The following is an 18,292-nucleotide window of genomic DNA, read 5'->3' as shown; positions in this document are numbered from 1 at the left end:
CCCGGTGCAATACCGGACCCAGACCCTCGCGGCCTAGGCTCTTATCCAACCAGTCCAACTTCCGGGGACCAGTTCAATGAGCCGGGGCCTTTCAGGTGGTGCTGGGTCAGTGCTTGGTGATCTGCTCGCGCGCCGTCTCGTCGTCGGTCTCGACGGTGCCGGTGAGGCCGGGGACCTCGGCGCTGTGGCCGAGCTCCTCGTGGTCGTCGTGACCGTGACCGTGCGCGTGGGCCTCCTCGATCTCCGTCGCGGTCGGCTTCTGCACCGAGTCCGCGAAGTAGAAGCGGGACAGCGCCGCGCGGACCCGGGTGAGTCCGCGGTGCGGAGCCGCTACGCCGTTCTCGTCCGTCTCGGGGCCGACCTCGAGGGGCAGCGTCCGGTCGCGGGCGGTCAGGGAGTAGGCCTCGTAGTTCGAGATCGGGGCGTGCTTCTCGGTGTACTCGCCGTCGGGCGACCGCATGATGACGCCGGTCTCCAGGCCGTGCAGCAGCCGGTCGTTGTCGGCGCGCTGCAGCGAGATCGCGATCCGCCGGGTCGCCCAGAAGGCGAACACCGGGCCGAGGAACACCGCGAACCGCAGGAACCAGGTGACCGAGTTGAGCGAGATCCCGAAGTGCGTCGCGACCAGGTCGTTGCCGCCACCGATCCACAGCAGGCCGTAGAAGGTGATGAACGCGGCGCCGATCCCGGTCCGGGTCGGCTGGTTGCGCGGCCGGTCGAGCAGGTGGTGCTCCCGCTTGTCGCCGGTGATCCACTGCTCGATGAACGGGTACAGAGCGACCAGGGTGACGAACGCCGGCGGGATGATCAGCGCCGGTATCAGCAGGTTCCAGCTCAGCGTCACGCCCCAGAAGTGGGACTCGAAGCCGGGCATGATGCGGACCGAGCCTTCCAGCCAGCCCATGTACCAGTCGGGCTGGGAGCCCGCCGTCACCTCGGCGGGGTTGTACGGGCCGTACAGCCAGACCGGGTTGATCTGCAGCAGCGCGCCCATCAGGGCGGTGATGCCGAACACGACGAAGAAGAAGCCGCCCGCCTTGGCCATGTAGACCGGCATCAGCGGGTAGCCGACGACGTTCTTCTCGGTCCGGCCGGGGCCCGGGTACTGGGTGTGCTTGTGGTACACGACGAGCATCAGGTGCGCGGTGACGAGCGCCAGGATCAGACCTGGGATCAGCAGCACGTGCACGGTGAAGAACCGGGAGACGAAGTCGTCGCCGGGGAACTCGCCGCCGAAGATGAAGAAGCTCAGCCAGGTCCCGATCACCGGTGAGGCCTGGATCATGCCCTGGGTGATGCGAAGCCCCGTACCGGACAGCAGGTCGTCGGGCAGGCCGTAGCCGATGAAGCCCTCGATGATGCCGAGGAACAGCATCCCGAAGCCGATCACCCAGTTGAGCTCACGGGGCTTGCGGAACGCGCCGGTGAAGAAGATCCGGAGCAGGTGGACCATCATCGAGGCGACGAACAGCACGGCCGCCCAGTGGTGGATCTGCCGCATCAGCAGACCGCCGCGGATGTCGAACGAGATGTCGAGGGTCGAGGCGTAGGCCTCGGACATGTGCAGGCCCTTGAGCAGGCTGTACGAGCCCTGGTACTCGACCTCGGCCATCGACGGCTTGAACCAGAAGGTCAGGAAGACACCGGTCAGCAGCAGGATGATGAAGCTGTAGAGGGCGATCTCACCGAGCATGAACGACCAGTGGTCGGGGAAGACCTTGCGCAGGTTCTTCTTGCCGAGCTTGGCGATGCCGATCCGGTCGTCGACCCAGGCGACCGGCGGGGGAAGTTCTTTCGTGGCCACTGTTGTCACCCTCGTTCCCAGAAGCTCGGGCCGACCGGTTCGGTGAAGCCGCTCTGCGCGACCAGGTAGCCCTCAGCGTCCACGGCCAAGGGTAGCTGAGGCAGCGGACGGGCGGCGGGGCCGAAGATGACCTTCGCTCCGTCGGCCAGGTCGAACGTCGACTGGTGGCACGGGCAGAGCACGTGGTGCGTGGTCTGCTCGTACAGCGAGATCGGGCACCCGACGTGGGTGCAGATCTTGGAGTAGCACAGGATGCCGTCGATGCCCCAGTTCTCGCGGCCGGCCGGCGGGCGGATCTCGCTCGGTGCGATCCGCACCACGATCACGGCCGCCTTGGCCTTGGCGTTCTGGTACTCGACGCCGCTCTCCTCCTGGATCGGAGCGAGGTTCGCGGGGGCCGCGTTGACCAGCTGACCGACCACCAGGTCGGACGGCTTGATCGGGCGCAGCGTGACGTCGTTGACGACCCGGATGCCCTGGGCCCAGATGGTGTCGTACAGCTTGCGGCCCGGCGAGGGGCCGAGGTCGCGCAGCATCACGATGGCCGGCAGGCCGAGCAGCGCCATCGCGCCGATCAGCGAGCGGCGGATCAGCTTGCGGCGGCCGAAGCCGGACTCCGCGGCGCCGGTCTGGAACCCCTCGATGATGTCCGCGCGCTGCTCCGGGGAGGCGCTTGCGTCGTGGCGCAGCTCGACGATCTCGGTGTCGACCATCAGCTTCTTGGCCCACTGGATCGCGCCGGCGCCGATCAGGAACAGCGCCACGCCCAGGCACAGGCCGAGCGTCATGTTGTTCGCGTTGCCCGACAGCGGGCCGAACTCCAGGACGGCGTCGCGCGGGATCGCGAAGTACCCCACGCAGGACCCGACCGCGAGCAGCCCGGCCAGTGTGAACATCGTCGCGACCTGCCGCTCGACACGGTCGGCGGCCTTCGGGTCGATGTCGGTGATCCGGTGCTCGTGCGGCTCGACGCCCGGATCGGCGATCGGCTCGGCCAGCTCCACGGCTCCGTGGGCGTGCTCGTCCCCGGTTACCGCGGGGAGGTTCTTGTCACTCATTCGGCCTTCGCTCCCTTGGCCCTGACGCCCTTGGCGCCGATCCAGACCGCTACGCAGACCAGCAGGCCGATCCCGACCAGCCAGCCCCACAGACCCTCGGAGACCGGGCCGAGACGGCCGAGCCCGAAGCCACCCGGGTCCTTCTGCTCCTGCAACGCGTTCAGGTACGCGATGACGTCGCGCTTGTCCTCGGCCTGCAGCACCTGGTCGGAGAAGACCGGCATCTGCTGCGGGCCGGTCAGCATCGCCTCGTAGATGTGCTTGGGGTCCACGCCCATCAGCGACGGGGCGTAGCGGCCGTTCGGCAGCGCTCCACCCTTGCCGGCGAAGTTGTGGCAGGCGGTGCAGTTGGTCCGGAACAGCTCGCCACCGCGGGTGACCTGCTCGTCGGTGGCCTTGCTGATGTCGTAGGAGTCCGACGCCGGCACCGCCGGGCCGGGCGCCAGCGACGCGACGTACGCGGCCAGGGCCTCGATCTCCTCCGGCGTGTACGCCGGGGTCTTGCGCGGGATCTGGGCGCCGGGCTGCATGGCCGGCATCCGGCCGGTGCCGACCTGGAAGTCGACGGCGGCCGCGCCGACGCCGATCAGCGACGGGCCGGCGAACTTGCCCTCGCCGTTGCCCGCGCCCTCGGCGTTCAAGCCGTGGCAGCTGGCACAGCCGACCGCGAAGAGCTTCTTGCCCTCTTCGATCTGCTGGGACTGGGCCGAGTTGTCGGCGACCGCGTTGTCAGGGGCGAAGGCGGCGTACGCCGAACCCACTGCCAGGAGGCCGAACAGGAGCACGACGAGGCCGGCTGACCGGTGCCGTCGTCGCGCAGACAAAAAGCGCGCCGGTGACAAGGAAAGTCTCTTCTCACTCATTTGAGCAGGTAGATGGTCGCGAACAGGGCGATCCAGACCACGTCGACGAAGTGCCAGTAGTAGGACACGACGATCGCCGAGACGGCCTGTTCGTGGGTGAACTTACGAGCCATGTACGTCCGTGCGAGCACGTACACGAAAGCGATGAGACCGCCGGTCACGTGCAGACCGTGGAACCCGGTGGTCAGGTAGAAGACCGATCCGTACGGCGACGAGGCGATCGTCACACCCTCGTGGATCAGCGTGGCGTACTCGGTCACCTGGCCGGCGATGAAGACCGCGCCCATCACGTACGTGAGGATGAACCACTCACGCATGCCCCAGGACCGGACGTTCAGCACCGAGCCGGTCCGGCCGACCCGGCCGTGCTCGGCCGCGAAGACGCCGAACTGGCAGGTGAACGACGACAGCACCAGGATCGTGGTGTTGACCGCCGCGAACGGGATGTTCAGAAGCGCTGTGGAGGCGTCCCACAGGGTCTCCGTTCCCGGTGCCGCGGCGGCGGTCGTCACCGACCGGATCGTGAAGTACGCCGCGAACAGGGCGGCGAAGAACATCAGTTCGCTCGAGAGCCAGACGATCGTGCCGACACTGACCATGCTGGGACGGTCGTGGTGTCCGTGTTCACGGGACGCTGGGAGTGCGGTTGCAGTGGCCACGCGGTCATTATGTCGGTCGAGGTTCCTGACAGCACGCCCACCCCCATGCATGTCGGCCCTTTGTTGTTTCTACTGTGGGAGAGTGCTTCCCCTCCACGCCGGACCCGGCGATCAGATCGAGCCGATCACGCCGCTGCGGCTGCTGACCGCCTGGACCTTCGAACCGGTGCTGCTGGCGGTCATCCTGGCCGTCGGCGCCATCTACCTGTACGGCGTGCACCGCCTGCGCGCGCGAGGCGACAAGTGGTCGCGCGGCCGGACGTTCTCGTTCATCGGGGTCGGTCTGGGCAGTGCGGTGATCGCGACGCAGTCGGTGCTCGGTGCCTACGACACCGTGCTGATCAGCGTGCACATGGCCCAGCACATGGTGCTGTCGATGCTCACCCCGCTGGCGATGGCGCTCGGCGCGCCGGTGACGCTTGCTCTGCGCACCCTTCCGCGGAAGCCGCGCGGATGGTTGCTCGCCGTACTGCACTCGCGGTTCGCGAAGGTGATCTGCTTCCCGCTGATCGGGTTCACCCTGTTCGTGCTGAGCCCGTGGGCCCTGTACTTCAGCGGCTGGTACGACGCGACGCTGCGCTCGACGATGCTGCACGACCTGCTGCACCTGCACTTCATCGCGGTCGGCGCCCTGTTCTTCTGGCCGCTGCTCGGCCTCGACCCGGTGCCCGGCCGGGTGATCTACCCGTTCCGGCTGATCCTGACCTTCCTGACGCTGCCGTTCCACGCGTTCCTCGGGATCACGATCATGTCCGCGAACACGCTGATCGCCGAGGACTGGTACACCTCGTTCGCCCGCTCCTGGCCGCCGTCACCGCTGCGTGACCAGTACATCGCGGGCGGCCTGCTCTGGGGCTCCGGCGACATCGTCGGACTGATCTTCTTCGGCGTGCTGTTCGTCCAGTGGGTGCGCCAGTCGCAGCGCGAAGCCAAGCGTGAGGACCGGCGACTCGACCGGTTGGAGGAACAGGCGCGCAGAGCCGGGCAGGCACCCCGGTAGCATGCGCGGTGTTATCTGCCTGTCCACACACAGCTTGGGATGAAGCGATGAGTTCAGAGCGTCCGCTGAAGGTGCTGGTCTACAGCGACGACCGTACGACGCGGGAGTCGGTCCGCCTCGCCCTGGGCAAGCGGCCCGCCGCCGACCTGCCCGAGCTCGAGTACTTCGAGTGCGCGACCGAGCCGGCCGTGATCAAGACCATGGACAAGGGCGGCATCGACCTGGCCATCCTGGACGGCGAGGCCGTCCCGGCCGGCGGCATGGGGATCGCCCGGCAGCTCAAGGACGAGATCTTCCGCTGCCCGCCGGTCCTGGTGATCACCGGCCGTCCGCAGGACGCCTGGCTGGCGACCTGGTCGCGCGCCGAGGCCGCGGTCTCGCACCCGATCGACCCGGTCCGGCTCGCCGAGGTGACCGCCGAGCTGCTGCGGCAGCGGGTCGAGTCGCTGCCCGCGACGACCTGATCCGGCGATGACCGCCGCTTTCACCTGGCCGCAGGTGCTCAACCCGCTGCTGCGGCACGAGAACCTCGACGCCGCCGCCACCGGCTGGGCGATGGAGCAGATCCTGTCCGGCGCGGCCTCACCGGCCCAGCTGGCCGGGTTCGTGATCGCGCTGCGGTCCAAGGGCGAGACGGTCGTCGAGGTCGAGGGACTCGTCACCACGATGCGCGACTTCGCCACCCGGCTGGAGGTGTCCGGCCGCACGCTGGACGTCGTCGGCACCGGAGGTGACCAAGCGCACACGGTGAACATCTCTACCATGTCGGCGATCGTCGCGGCCGGCGCCGGGGCGAAGATCCTCAAGCACGGCAACCGCGCGGCCTCGTCGGCGTGCGGGGCGGCCGACGTACTGGAAGAGCTCGGGATCCCGCTCGACCTGACCGCGGACCAGGTGGCCGCGGTGGGGGAGCGGGCCGGGATCACGTTCTGCTTCGCGCCCGCGTTCCACCCGGCGCTGCGGCACGCGGCCGTGCCGCGGCGCGAGCTCGGCGTACCGACGACGTTCAACTTCCTCGGCCCGCTCGCGAACCCGGGCAACCCGTCGGCCCAGGCCGTCGGCGTCGGGGACTCGCGGGTCGCGGGGCTGATGGCCGGCGTGCTGGCCCGGCGGGGCATCGACGCGCTGGTCTTCCACGGCGACGACGGGCTCGACGAGCTGACCACGATGACGACGTCGCAGGTCTGGTCGGTCGGCGGCGGGTCCGTCGAGGGGCCGGTGACGCTGGACCCGCGGGAGCTGGGGATCGAGCCGGTACCGACCGGGGCGCTGCGGGGCGGCGACGCGCCGTACAACGCGAAGGTCGTGCGGGCGCTGCTGGACGGCGAGACCGGGCCGGTGCGGGACGTCGTACTGCTCAACGCGGGGGCGGCTCTGGCGGCGTACGACGCTCAGCCGGGGACCGTGCCGACGCGGATCCGGGCCGGGATGGACCGGGCCGCCGAGGCGATCGACTCGGGTGCGGCCAAGGACGTGCTGGAGCGGTGGATCACGATCTGCCGGGAAGTCCGCGGCTGACTGCTTTGCAAGGCGCCCGCTTCTCTTGGTGAGGAGCGGGCGCCTTTGCTAGTTGCTGAACTTGATCTGGGAGACGTTGGTGCGCCAGACCGGCAGCCACTGCGCGGTGGAGCCTGAGATGTCGGCGACCGAGACGACCGCCGTACCGTCACCGCGGTCGACCACCGCGACCATCACGGTCGAGAACGTCTCGGGCAGCTTCGGCTTGCGGACGTCGACCTTGATCGTCAGCTCGTGACCCGCGTGCCCGTCGACGGTCAGCGGCCGGTGCGTGGCCTTGCCGATCAGCTTCACGTTCGGGTCGTAGAGGCGGACCAGCGCGGCGGTCGCGGCCTTGATCGTCGCGTCCTTGAGCCCGGCCGGGGTGTTGGTGAACGGGATGTCCTTGCTCAGGCCGCCGAAGGAGACGTAGTTGACCCAGTTCTCCTTGCCGTCGTACTTGGTGTGCACGCTCAGGACGCTGCCCATCCCGGCGTACAGACCGGTACGGTCGGCCTCTGACGACCAGGCCGACGACATCATCGGCATGGTGTCGTTCAGGCCGTTGTAGAACAGCCCGCCGATCACGCGCCCTTCCGGCGTCGGCGTCGGTGACGGCTTCACGGACGGGCTGATCGTCTTCACGTCACCCGCGTTCCCCGCCGGCACGTCGACCGGCGAGACGGCCTGCGCGTTGGTCCAGAGCCAGGACACGCTGAACACGGTCGTCAGCACGGCCACCAGTACGAGCGCCAACGCGCCGATCAGCCGGGCCCGGTGAACGCTGCCGCCGGACGGCCGGTCCACCACGCCGTAGTCGTCGTCCCCGCCGTCATCGGGCGGACTGCCGACCTCTTGGTCCTGCCAGCCGCCACGGGTCGCTGCTCGCCGGGCTTGGGAGCCCTGTGGTGCTTCTTGGCGGGCTTGGGAGCCTTGTGCTTCTTGGCGGGTTTGCGCTGTGGGGCCTAGGGGTTGTTGGCCCTGGGGGCCGGGGCCTGGTGGCACCTGCTCGAGGGAGCCCATCCGCTGCGGCGGGTGGGCTGTGGGACGTGGTGCATCCTGAGGTCCGGGTGTTGGCCGTTGCGTGGTCGGCCCCTGACCATAGGCCGCAGGTCCCTGCGGTCCACTCAGCCCGGGGCCCTGCGGACTACCGGTCCGCGGTCCTTGCGGCCCACTGGCCTCAGATCCGTGCGGCCTGCTGGCCCCTGGGCCTTGCGGTCGACTAGTCCCAGGTCCTTGCGGTCCACTGGCCCCTAGGCCCTGCGGTCCACCGAGTCCGGGTCCCTGCGGCCCGCGCCGCTGGTCCTGCTGTGGGCCCTGCCCATACGGCACAGCAACCCCAGGCGCCGGCGCCCGACCAGGTTCCCCAGGCCCGACAGGCCCACGGGCTCCCTGCGATTCCCCAGACTGCACACTCCATTGCTGCCCAGCCGGCCCCTGCGGGCCTCCAGGCTGAGTGCGCCTCTGCCCGCTCGACCCTTGCCGCCCACCGGATCCTTGCCCGTGTTGCCCTGGCGCCTGCTGCTGAGGCTGTCCGTACGGCGACTGCTGCACCGCAGGACGAACCCCCGGCCCACCCGGCTGCTGAGTCGGAGACGTAGGCCGCCCCGGCTGCTGTTGAGTCGACGGCAGCCCACCCGGGTGCTGCTGAGCCGACGGCAGCCCACCCGGCTGCTGCCCTGCAGGCCTGTCCGGCTGCTGAGCCGGGCCGCCCGCGCGCTGAGCGGGCCCGCCTGGCTGCTGCTGAGGCCGAGCCTCTGGTCCAGCTGGCTGCTGCCCAGCAAACCAACCCGCCTGCTGAGCCGGTCCGCCAGTCTGCTGTGCCGGACCACCAGTGTGCTGCGCCGGGCTGCCCGGGTGTTGTGTCGGCCCGCCAGCCTGCTGAGCCGGACCACCAGTGTGCTGCGCCGGGCTGCCCGAGGGCTGTGTCGGCCCGCCAGCCTGCTGGGCCGGGCCACCGGTCTGCTGCGCTGGCTCTCCCGCGTGCGGTGCGGGCCCGCCCGCGTGCCGCGTCGGCACGCCGGCCTGTTGGGCTGGGCCTCCGGCGTGCTGCGCAGGCCCGCTGGCCTGCCGCGACGCCTCGTTCGGCTGTTGCTGACCGCCAACCGGCGGAGTTTGCTGCGCCGACGGACCATTCGGCGGTTGCTGGTCCGGACGACCAGATGCCTGCTGCTGTTGGCCTCCGCCAACCGGCCCCTGAGCAGTGCGAGGGCGCGGGGGAGGCGGCGGTGGGGGAGCCGGTGCCGGCGACTGACCGAACAACGGATCAGACCCCGCACCCAGCGAATCCGAGCTCCCGCTCAGCGAGTTGGAGGACCCACTCAGCGGACCCGGTTGGTTGCTCGGCACACCGTCTCCTTGAGGTCGTTCGGCGGAACGCTCGCCCGGGGCGTGCCCGGCGGACAGACGGTCGTCCGGCATACGGCCGCCGAGGGGATCCTCGGCGATCCGGCGGTCGTTCGGCGCGCGATCGCCAGGGCCGTTCCCGGCAGACAGACGGTCGTCCGTCGTGCGGTCGCCCGGGGTGTGCCCGATCAGACGGTCGTTCGGCGTGGGCTCGCCGAGGGGGTGTTCGGCGATCCGGCGGTCGTCCGTCGTGCGGTCGCCCGGCTGCTCGCCCAGTGCGTCCGGGGGTAGCCCCGGCCGCCCCGGGGGAGTTGGCGGCGGGGGCGCGCTGTGGCGGGGCGGGTTCTCGTTCTCAGCCAACGTTGATTCCCTTGTAGAGCTGGGCTTCGGCCGTCCTCAGATCCGGCCGGGTGGTCGGGATGTCGCTGATGTAGGCGACGGCGGTGCCGTCGCCCAGATCGAACACCGCGACCGTCAGGGTCAGGGCCCGGGCGGCGATCTTCGGGTTCGCCGCCGTGACGGACTGCTGGTAGTACCAGCCGTTCTTCCCGGAGCGCTTCACCGCGCCGTTGCGCAGATCCGCGAACTTCACCGGGATGTCGCCGTACAGGGTGCTGCGCAGCTGCCCGGACAGGTCCGCGGCGGTCGCCTTCACGTCGCCGTTGAACAGCACCGACGTACCGAGCGAACCGACGAACGCGTCGGCGTACCAGCTGTTCTTGCCGTCGAACTTCTCCTGCAGCAGCACGTACTGCCCGCTGGAGTTCACCAGCTGCGGGACGAGCCGCTTGCGGTCCGACCACGGCGGTCGCTGCCGCGGGAACGAGATCGCTTCGGAGGCGATCCGGCCGCCCTCGTGCAGCTTGGGGTCCTTCGACTGACCGGGCCGTACGGTGCTCTGGCTGCCCGGCGGTGTCGTCGGCTGGCTCGTCGGCGCGGACGGCGTGCCGCTCGGGCTGTTCGTCGGGACGCTACTGGTCGGCTCAGGCTCGGCCTGCTTGTCGTCGCGGTTGACGACGAAGAACACCCCGGCGACGACGATCAGCACGAGTCCGACCGCGCCGGCGACAATCAGCAAGGTCTTCGGCGGACCGCCTGGCTTGTCCCCACCGGGCGACTTCTGCCGGGTGCCACCGCCAGTCGGCCCAGCCGGTGCTCCCTGCCACTGACCCTGGCCGCTTTGCTGAGGTCCCCACCCAGCGGCACCGCTCTGCTCCGCCCCGACCTGCTGGGTCTGGGCCCCGTGCCACGGGTCGTTCTGCTGCCCCTCGGTCTGCCAGCCGGTCGGGCCATGCTGACCGTCAGGCTGCCACTCGGGCTGCTGCCCAGCGGTCTGCCAACTGGCCGCGCCCTCCTGCTGCCCGTTGCTCTGCCATCCGGGCTGCTGGCCGTCGCCCGGCTGCCCGCTGCCCTGCCACCCAGGAGTGCTCTGCTGCTCGCCGGTCTGCCAGTTCGGGCTGGTCTGCTGGTCAGCCCACTGCCCCTGCTCACCAGCCTGCCCCTGCTCGCCAGCTTGCCCCCACTGCGGCGTGGCCGGCTGCTCGTCGTTCGTCCGCCAGTGGTCCGGGAAGTCGTCGTCGCCCGGCGTCTCGTCAGGCACCTGCCACAGCTGAGGCTTCTCGTCCCCCCGCGGACCGCCATCGGCGTCCTCCGCGGCACCGACATCCGCCCCCGGACCAGCGTCCGTCGTACTCGTCGGGTCTGTTGCCAAGGACAACGTCCACTCACCCTGCGCCACCGGCTCGGCGTCGCCGGTGACAGTCGCGGGGTTTGGCCCGGTGGTCTGGTCGCTCGCATCAGGCGCTGCCTGCTGAGTCCAGTGCCCGGAGTTGGTCGGCCCGACGGCCTTCTGCGTCCAGGTCGCCCGGGCCTTCTCCGCAGCACTCAACGCCGCGGTATCAGCAGCACTGTCGCCAGAAACTTCCTGTACGTCGCCCTGCTGGTCACCCGCCGCGACCGCGCCAACCTCACCCCAGCCACCCGTCCCCGAGCCGCCGGCGCTGACCCCACCAGCCGCCGCGCCTCCACCAGAGGCACCAGCCGTGTCCAGGTCGTCAGAACCCCAAGCCCCAGCCCCACTGGCCGTCGGAGTCCACCCACCAGCAGACGCCGTACCGGCTGAAGTTGCACCAGCATCTGCCGCATCAGCAGCTGCGGCCGTACCAGCCGCAGCTCCACCGCCCCATGCCGTACCGCCCGCAGCCCCACCGGCCCCGGCCGAACCGCCGGATCCCGTCGTGCCGTCGGCAGCTCCACCGCCCCATGCCGCGCTGCCCGCAGCCCCACCGGCCCCGGCCGTACCGCCCACAGCCCCACCGGCTCCGGCCGAACCGCCCGCGAAGCCGCCGGCGCCCGCCGTGCCGTCGGTGAAGCCGCCCGCTCCCGCCGTACCGGCGTCAGCTCCGCCGCCCCACGGCGAACCGGTGCTCGGCTCCTCGGCGCGCGGCTCATCGGCGGGCGTGCTCGACCAGCCCGACGTGCTCTCCGGGCTGAACTCCTGGGTCTCGGCCTCCGGCTCGGCGGTGGGCTCGTCCGGCGTCTCGCGCTCGGTCTTGTTGGTCCACTGCGTCCCGTTCCACCAGCGGATGGTGTCCGGCTGGCCGGTGGGGTCCGGATACCAGCCGGCGGGAGGGTTGCTCATGGGTTCACCGTAACTTCAGCGGGGTGTCAGTCAGGCCACGCGATCCAGCCTCAGAGACCGTCCTCCTGGCCCAGGCTGAAGGCCGCCTCGAGGTCGTGCGTCGAGTACGTCCGGAAGGCGATGTGCGTCTCGGTGCTCTGCACCCCCGGGACCCGGTTCACGTGGTCGGGAATGACCGTCGCCAGGTCGTCGTGGTGGGCCACCCGCACCATCGCGATCAGATCCAGCCCGCCGGTCACCGAGTACACCTCGCTGACCCCGTCGATCGCCGCCACCTGCTCGGCCACCTCAGGAATCCGAGCCACATCCGCCTTGATGAACACGATCGCCGTGACCATGACGTCCTCTCCGTAGTCCCCGCAACCCCCTACCGCGCTGAAGCATAGTTCCGCCGGCCCCTCACCCGCCGCCCGGACAGCCACCACCTGTGGACAACCAGCCCCGCACGCCGCCGGTCAACCTGGCACCAACCCTGCAGATCCGCCACCGCGCACCCGCCAGCCCCACGCAGTCGACGTCCGTCCACCCAACGCGCAGCTCGAGCGATCCCAGGGTCGACTGATCCCTAGTACGACGACTGACGCGGTGTACGGCGCTAGTCGACGTATAAGGGAGCAGTCGAGCTGAGCATGAGCGGGGCACCGCGAGTGGATCCGCGGGGGCCACTTTGAGCACGGCCCAGCCGGATTCGTCGCGAGACAACGGCTGGGTGGTGCTCAAGGTGCGAGCGCCGGGCCGCGGCGCGGGAGCCCAGTCGCGCTGGGTGAACATCCATCGCGGGAAGGCGGGAAGGCGGGAAGGCGGGGGCGGGGGTGGGGGTGGGCCGGGTCGAGCACGGGTGGTTCGGCGAGGAGATTTCGTCAGCCGGTCAGCCGGTCAGCGGTCAGTCCGGTCGGCCGGTGAGGACAGCTGGCTCAGAGATCGTCGGCCGGGGCTGCGGCATGGTGCTCGCGCCGAGCCCGGCTTCGGTGATGCTGTACGGCGCCGCGCGGAGCAACAGCTGGATCCGCCGCCAGCTGGGTCGGCTCCAGCGCGGGTCGAGGGCTGGTTGGGTCAAAGGCCGACCCGAGCTGGGTCTACCCGGAACAGCACCCGACGCGAGACCCGGGTCAGCTGGACTCAGGCGGACCCTGCCGGGGCCGGCGCCCGACTGGAGACCGGGGTTCAGCGCTGGACTCAGGCGGGCCCTGCCAGGGCCGGCGCCCGACGCGAGACCGGGGCCACCGCCCGACTCAGGCTGGCCCAACCGAGGTCACAGCCCCACGCGTGCCGGTCCCACCGGGCGCATCGAGCGGCGGCGGCGTTCTGACGGGTGGTGGTGGTCTTCGGAGCGGGGCGGATCCAAGCGCCGCAAATGGCGCCCCGCGCCGCCGATCGGGCAGGTCCAGGTGCCGTTCATCTCGACCAGGCGGATGCCGGGCTCGTCGAGCCAGCGGAGGACGAGCTCGATCTCCTCGGGGGAGGCGGTGGCGACGGGGCCGATGCCGGGGAGGACGGTTTCGGCCGACGCGCGGAGCATGTCGAGGTACTTGCGGGGGTCAGTGCCGCGGGCGGCGATGCCGGCGGCGGCCAGGCGGCCGTGACGGATGACGTGCAGCTCCCAGCCGCCGTCATCGGTACGTCGGGCGGCGCAGATCTCCGGGCAGCTGGTGACCGCGGCCATCCGCTGCATCTTGGCGCTGCTGCGGACGAACGCCCCCAGCCGGTCCCGGTGCACGGCGGCGTCCTCGAAGCGCTCGTCCGCGGACAGTACGTCGATCCGCCGCGTCAGCGCGTCGATCACCGGGCTCGGGTCGGACACCAGCGCCGCGCGCAGCCCTTCCACGAACTCGCCGTACGCGTCCATGTCGATCCGGCCGTCGCACGGCGCGACGCAGCGGCCCATCTCGGCCAGCACGCACGGCGACATCCGCGGCGAGCGCGACATCCGGGGCGTGCACTGCCGGATCGGGAACGCCTCGTGCAGCGCGGCCATCGCGCGCTCGGCGGTCTTGCGCGAGCTGAACGGACCGAGGTACCCCGCGTCGTCGTCCTTGAGCTGCTTGACCAGCGACAGCCGGGGGAACGGCTCGACGGTGACCTTCAGCCAGTGCTGCCTTTCGGGGAACTTCGACCTCCGGTTGTACCGCGGTTTGTGCTCCGCGATCAGCCGCAGCTCCCGCACCTCGGCCTCGAGCGACGTCCCGCACTCGATCCCGCGCACGCCGGACGCGATCCCGATCATCTCGCCGATCCGCGTCCGCGTCTCCGAGGCGGTGAAGTACGACCGGACCCGGGTCCGCAGGTCCTTCGACTTGCCGACGTACAGGACCTCGCCGCGGTCGTCGGTGAACAGGTACACACCAGGGGCGTGCGGCAACGACTCGGCCAGGTGCCGCTTCTTCCGTACGGCGGGCGCGACGCGCGACGAGAACGTCTGCAGGTCCTCCAGCGTCTGCACGCCGAGCGACCCGACCCGCTCGAACAGCCCGTGCAGCACGTCGACCGTCGCGCGCGCGTCGGACAGCGCCCGGTGGTTGGGCGTCGTCGTGGTGCGGAACAGCTTGGCCAGCGTGCCGAGCTTGCAGTTGGGCACCTCGTCCGGTGTGAGCACGCGACGCGCGAGCAGCGCGGTGTCGACGACCGGGAAGTCGGGCCAGTCGTACCCGTGCACCTGGCTGTCGTGCTTGAGGAAACCCACGTCGAACGGCGCGTTGTGCGCGACCAGCACGCAGCCGCGGGCGAACTCCAGGAAGGCCGGCAGCGCCGCGCCGATCCGGGGTGACGAGGCAACCATCCCGTCGGTGATCCCGGTCAGCACGGCGATGAACGGCGGGATCGGCTCGGCCGGGTTGACCAGCGTCTGGAACTCGCCGACCAGCTCGCCGGCCCGGACCTTGACCGCGCCGATCTCGGTGATGCCGGAGCTGCCCGGCGCGCCGCCGGTGGTCTCCAGGTCGACCACGCAGAAGGTGACGTCGCGCAGCGGCGTCCCGAGGTCGTCGAAACTCGGCTGCACGCCACGGATCGGCGCGAGCGGTCCGGGCGCCGGGGCAGCGGCGGGATCCGGCGAGGCGATGGACATGACCACGACGCTAGAAGCCCCCACCGACAATTCCTGCGCTGACACGCGGCCTGACCGACTACGCTGCCCGTATGCGTATCCAAGCGATCACCGCGTTGACGGGCCCCGGGCCCGGCGGCTGTGGTCTGCATCACTGGCTGAGCCAGACCTCCGTCCGGGCCGGACTGCGGACCGGTGACTGAGGCAGGCACCGCCGCCGGCTCCGCTACCACCGCTTTGCCCGAACCGGTCCGGCAACGGGTTCTCGCGCTCGCCGCCCAGGCCCTCGGTCAGCTGCCCGCGACCGACATCCCGGCGCCGCTGCGGCGGTTCGCCAGCTTCGCCCCGGCCAAGCGGGCCAAGCTGTCGGCGTCCGTGCTGGGTCCGATCCTCGCGACCGACGAGCACTTCCGCCGCCTGATCGCCTTCGAGGTACGCCGGGAGCACCCGGAGCTCGGCGACGCGGTCGCCGACGGTGTGCCGGTCCCGGCCGCCGAGCCGGTCGAGGTGGCCGCCCTGGCGTACCTGCTGCGCCCGGACGACTGGGAGGAGCGGGTGAACGCCGCTGCCCAGGTCCAGGCGGAGACACCGGCGGTCGACGAGCAGGTGGTCAGCCGGCTCACCGACCAGCTCGACCAGGCCCGGACCGAGACCCGCCAGGTCCGTGAGCGGCTGCGTGAGCAGGTGACCGAGCTCAAGTCGGAGAACGTCACCCTGCGCCGCAAGCTGAACGAGGCGCGCCAGCGGATCACCGGTCTGCAGAGCGACCTCGAGCAGCGGACCATCGAGGCGACCACCGCCGACGAGCGGGTCGCCGCAGCACGTGCGGAGGTCGAGCGGGAGGTCCGCAAGCTGCGTGCTCGCGTGACGGAGCTGGAAGCTGTGGAGCACGCGGCCCGTCGTACAGCGGGGCAGGAGCGGGAGATGGCGTCCACGCGGACCAGACTGCTGCTCGACACGTTGGTGGAGGCTGCAGGCGGGCTCCGTCGTGAGCTGGCGTTGCCGCCCGGGGGAGACCTGCGGCCGGCTGACACCGTCGCCGGTGTGGAGCCGTCCGCGGCACCAGTCGGCCGTACGGCGCCCGACGACGACCCCGCGCTGTTCGACGAGCTGCTGGCGCTGCCGCAGGTGCACCTGATCGTCGACGGGTACAACGTCACCAAGACCGTCTGGCCGAACTCCCCACTGCACTCGCAGCGGCAGCGACTGGTCACCGCGCTCGGCGCGCTGGTGGCTCAGCGGCGTGTGGAGGTGACGGTGGTGTTCGACGGCGCCGAGCTGTCCGGGCCGGTGCAGCTGAACCCGCCGCGCGGGGTGCGGGTCAGGTTCAGCCCGGCCGGGGTGATCGCCGACGAGGTGATCAGGCAACTGGTCCGCGCCGAGCCGGCGGGCCGCCCGATCGTGGTCGTCTCCTCCGACCGGGAGGTTGCCGAGAGCATCGTCCAGCTCGGTGCCAGGGCGTTGTCAGCGGTCAGCCTGATCGCCCGTATCGCCCGCCCCTGAAGCCGATCCGTCCAACTCGCCTGAAGCCGCCGCGTCCCGCCTGCCCGCAGCGCCGAAATCCGGGCAGTGCGCAACAGATCGCGAAAAACTGTCGGTGGGGCTCTTTAGCGTCCTTCTCAGCCGGACGCAAGTCCGGTCCTTCCCCACTTGGAGGACGTTGTGCTGATCGACTGCGACGCGTGCGTGATGAGAGGCCCGGGCTGCCGGGACTGCGTGGTCACGGTGGTGCTCGGGCTGACGGCCGAGCGGACCGATGAACTGCGGATCGACGACGACGAGCGCGCCGCGCTCGACGTACTGGCCCAGTCCGGTCTGGTGCCCCCGCTGCGGCTGGTGCACGCCGTCAGCAGCGTCGAGCCGGACGCCGCGACGACGGGAGATCCGGCCGCCGACGCCGTCTGACCGGCGTACGGTCGCGCCCTGACCGCGGCCGTACGACGGGCAAGGGTTTGCCGACGTTAATTTTGGATCAAACCCGAGGGGCGAATTGCACCGGTCACGAATCGGTTACTACTGTTACCTCTCGTTGCCTCAGAGTGTCGGTCTACCGGACCGGCCGGGCAGCACAGCCGAAGGGTGACCCGCCGGCTGGCGACGGACCCGCTGCGGTAGGTTCGGCGCCACGAGCGCTGGGTCGACGGGGACGGCGCGAGCAGAGGAAGGGACCGACCGGGCTGTGTCCACCGGACGCTTCAACCGCACCAGGGGAATCGCCCTCGCCGCCATCACCAGCACTGCCGTCGTGGCGGGGCTGCTGTTCTTCCAGGGCGCCGCGGACGCGGACCCGAAGCCCACTTTGGCGCAGGCGAAGGCCCAGGTCGCGGCGCTGCAGCACAAGGCCGAAGAAGCCGGTGAGTCCGCCAACGATCTGCGGGGCCAGATCAAGGCGTCGAACGACCGGGTGAAGGCGTTGCAGGCCGGTATCAAGAAGCAGCAGACGCAGGTCGACTCGGTGAAGCGGCAGATCGGTTCGCTCGCGGTCGCCGGGTACCAGACCTCCGGGATGACGACGACGGCGCAGTTGCTGCTGTCGACGAACCCCGACCAGTTCCTCAGCCAGGCCTCGACCGCCCAGGCGTACGCCGGCCAGCAGAACTCCGCGCTCCGCAAGTTCCAGTCCGCTCAGGGCAAGCTCGCCGACCTCCAGGCCAGCGAGCAGGCCGAGCTGGCCGCGCTGCAGACCGTGCAGTCGCAGCAGGACGGCCTGAAGAAGCAGATCCAGACCAACCTCGACGCCGCCGAGAAGGTGCTCGGCAAGCTGAGCGATGACGAGCGGTCCCGGATCCAGGCCGAGAACGAGAAGGAAGAGGAAGAGGCCCGCGACCAGCGGACCAGCCGCGGCAACGGCCGGATGGACGACGGGGACGAGGACGAGGACCTGCCGAACGTGCCGGCCAGCGGCCGCGCGTCGGCCGCCGTCCAGTACGCGATGGCCCAGCTCGGCGACTCCTACGTCTGGGGCGCCACCGGTCCGAGCTCGTTCGACTGCTCCGGGCTGACGATGAAGGCCTGGGCCCAGGCCGGTGTCTCGCTGTCGCACTCCTCGAAGGCGCAGATCAACGAGGGCCGCCGGGTCAGCAAGAGCCAGCTGCAGCCGGGCGACCTGGTGTTCTTCTACAGCCCGATCAGCCACGTCGGCCTGTACATCGGCGGTGGCCGGATGGTGCACGCCAGCCGCCCCGGCAAGCCGGTCAAGACCGACTCGATCGACCTGATGCCCTACAGCGGCGCGGTCCGCCCGGGCTGAGCAGGCGCGGGAAGAGATTCGTGATCGTGGCTCCGGGGTTCGACCCCCGGGGCCGCGTCGTTTCACCACCGGTGTGGTCTCCTGTCGGGGAGGACGCCTAAAGTGATTCCCCGGACCGGGGCAGGTGATCA

At 70.5% G+C, this 18,292-nt stretch carries 14 protein-coding genes; 6 read left to right on the top strand and 8 right to left on the bottom strand.

Annotated elements, in window-relative coordinates:
- Positions 1-106 precede the first annotated feature (106 nt).
- The 4 genes from ACLQ2O_RS40040 to ACLQ2O_RS40025 are packed head-to-tail and all read right to left on the bottom strand — an operon-like array spanning position 107 to position 4,384.
- On the bottom strand, positions 107-1,804 hold the full coding sequence (locus ACLQ2O_RS40040) for a cytochrome b (RefSeq protein ID WP_425842758.1): 1,698 nt from the start codon (positions 1,802-1,804) through the stop codon (positions 107-109).
- 5 nt (positions 1,805-1,809) lie between these two features.
- Positions 1,810-2,862, bottom strand: a complete 1,053-nt coding sequence (locus ACLQ2O_RS40035; protein ID WP_425842756.1) for a Rieske 2Fe-2S domain-containing protein — start codon at positions 2,860-2,862, stop codon at positions 1,810-1,812.
- Positions 2,859-3,725: a c-type cytochrome gene (locus tag ACLQ2O_RS40030; protein WP_425842754.1), complete on the bottom strand. Its 867-nt coding sequence runs from the start codon at positions 3,723-3,725 to the stop codon at positions 2,859-2,861. Before ACLQ2O_RS40030 ends, ACLQ2O_RS40035 begins: the two co-directional genes overlap by 4 nt.
- Positions 3,722-4,384: an aa3-type cytochrome oxidase subunit III gene (locus ACLQ2O_RS40025; protein WP_344169199.1), complete on the bottom strand. Its 663-nt coding sequence runs from the start codon at positions 4,382-4,384 to the stop codon at positions 3,722-3,724. The genes ACLQ2O_RS40030 and ACLQ2O_RS40025 overlap by 4 nt, the downstream gene beginning before the upstream one ends.
- Positions 4,385-4,466: 82 nt before the next feature.
- Between ACLQ2O_RS40025 and ACLQ2O_RS40020 the strand changes: the two genes are divergently transcribed.
- From ACLQ2O_RS40020 to trpD, 3 genes are read left to right on the top strand one after another with little or no spacing between them, the layout of a single operon-like run.
- Positions 4,467-5,384 (top strand): cytochrome c oxidase assembly protein, encoded by a 918-nt coding sequence (locus ACLQ2O_RS40020; RefSeq protein WP_425842752.1) that lies wholly within the window; start codon positions 4,467-4,469, stop codon positions 5,382-5,384.
- 47 nt (positions 5,385-5,431) lie between these two features.
- Positions 5,432-5,848, top strand: a complete 417-nt coding sequence (locus ACLQ2O_RS40015) for a hypothetical protein (RefSeq protein ID WP_425842750.1) — start codon at positions 5,432-5,434, stop codon at positions 5,846-5,848.
- A 7-nt stretch (positions 5,849-5,855) separates the two neighbouring features.
- Positions 5,856-6,902, top strand: a complete 1,047-nt coding sequence (gene trpD, locus ACLQ2O_RS40010; RefSeq protein WP_425842748.1) for an anthranilate phosphoribosyltransferase — start codon at positions 5,856-5,858, stop codon at positions 6,900-6,902.
- Positions 6,903-6,950: 48 nt separating this feature from the next.
- Here trpD and ACLQ2O_RS40005 read toward each other — a convergent pair whose 3' ends face one another.
- The 4 genes from ACLQ2O_RS40005 to ACLQ2O_RS39990 form a co-directional block, all read right to left on the bottom strand.
- Positions 6,951-7,691: a hypothetical protein gene (locus ACLQ2O_RS40005; RefSeq protein WP_425842746.1), complete on the bottom strand. Its 741-nt coding sequence runs from the start codon at positions 7,689-7,691 to the stop codon at positions 6,951-6,953.
- Positions 7,692-9,579: 1,888 nt separating this feature from the next.
- A complete protein-coding gene (locus ACLQ2O_RS40000; protein WP_425842744.1) occupies positions 9,580-11,868 on the bottom strand; it encodes a DUF2510 domain-containing protein in 2,289 nt (762 codons plus the stop codon).
- A 50-nt stretch (positions 11,869-11,918) separates the two neighbouring features.
- Positions 11,919-12,206, bottom strand: coding sequence for an Lrp/AsnC family transcriptional regulator (locus ACLQ2O_RS39995; RefSeq protein WP_425842742.1), 288 nt, complete (start codon positions 12,204-12,206; stop codon positions 11,919-11,921).
- A gap of 914 nt (positions 12,207-13,120) precedes the next feature.
- Positions 13,121-14,932 carry a DEDD exonuclease domain-containing protein gene (locus ACLQ2O_RS39990; protein WP_425842740.1) on the bottom strand — a complete coding sequence of 604 codons (1,812 nt, stop codon included), beginning with the start codon at positions 14,930-14,932 and terminating at the stop codon, positions 13,121-13,123.
- A gap of 174 nt (positions 14,933-15,106) precedes the next feature.
- Here ACLQ2O_RS39990 and ACLQ2O_RS39985 point away from each other — a divergent pair, with 174 nt between their 5' ends.
- From ACLQ2O_RS39985 to ACLQ2O_RS39975, 3 genes are all read left to right on the top strand, one after another.
- Positions 15,107-16,414 carry an NYN domain-containing protein gene (locus ACLQ2O_RS39985; RefSeq protein WP_425842738.1) on the top strand — a complete coding sequence of 436 codons (1,308 nt, stop codon included), beginning with the start codon at positions 15,107-15,109 and terminating at the stop codon, positions 16,412-16,414.
- Between the two features lie 159 nt (positions 16,415-16,573).
- Positions 16,574-16,816 (top strand): hypothetical protein, encoded by a 243-nt coding sequence (locus tag ACLQ2O_RS39980; RefSeq protein ID WP_425842736.1) that lies wholly within the window; start codon positions 16,574-16,576, stop codon positions 16,814-16,816.
- Positions 16,817-17,090: 274 nt separating this feature from the next.
- On the top strand, positions 17,091-18,161 hold the full coding sequence (locus ACLQ2O_RS39975; RefSeq protein WP_425842734.1) for an NlpC/P60 family protein: 1,071 nt from the start codon (positions 17,091-17,093) through the stop codon (positions 18,159-18,161).
- Positions 18,162-18,292 lie beyond the last annotated feature (131 nt).

The sequence above is a fragment of the Kribbella sp. DT2 genome, assembly GCF_049844575.1.
Classification (GTDB): Bacteria; Actinomycetota; Actinomycetes; order Propionibacteriales; family Kribbellaceae; genus Kribbella.
The sequence above is the reverse complement of the archived record's forward strand: the minus strand, read 5'-3'. Positions and strand labels throughout refer to the sequence as shown.

Coding starts and splice junctions, on each gene's coding strand:
- ACLQ2O_RS40030 (WP_425842754.1), bottom strand. CDS start 3,725: ATGAGTGAGAAGAGACTTTCCTTGTCACCGGCGCGCTTTTTGTCTGCG.
- ACLQ2O_RS40035 (WP_425842756.1), bottom strand. CDS start 2,862: ATGAGTGACAAGAACCTCCCCGCGGTAACCGGGGACGAGCACGCCCAC.
- trpD (WP_425842748.1), top strand. CDS start 5,856: ATGACCGCCGCTTTCACCTGGCCGCAGGTGCTCAACCCGCTGCTGCGG.
- ACLQ2O_RS40015 (WP_425842750.1), top strand. CDS start 5,432: ATGAGTTCAGAGCGTCCGCTGAAGGTGCTGGTCTACAGCGACGACCGT.
- ACLQ2O_RS39995 (WP_425842742.1), bottom strand. CDS start 12,206: ATGGTCACGGCGATCGTGTTCATCAAGGCGGATGTGGCTCGGATTCCT.
- ACLQ2O_RS40000 (WP_425842744.1), bottom strand. CDS start 11,868: ATGAGCAACCCTCCCGCCGGCTGGTATCCGGACCCCACCGGCCAGCCG.
- ACLQ2O_RS39990 (WP_425842740.1), bottom strand. CDS start 14,932: ATGTCCATCGCCTCGCCGGATCCCGCCGCTGCCCCGGCGCCCGGACCG.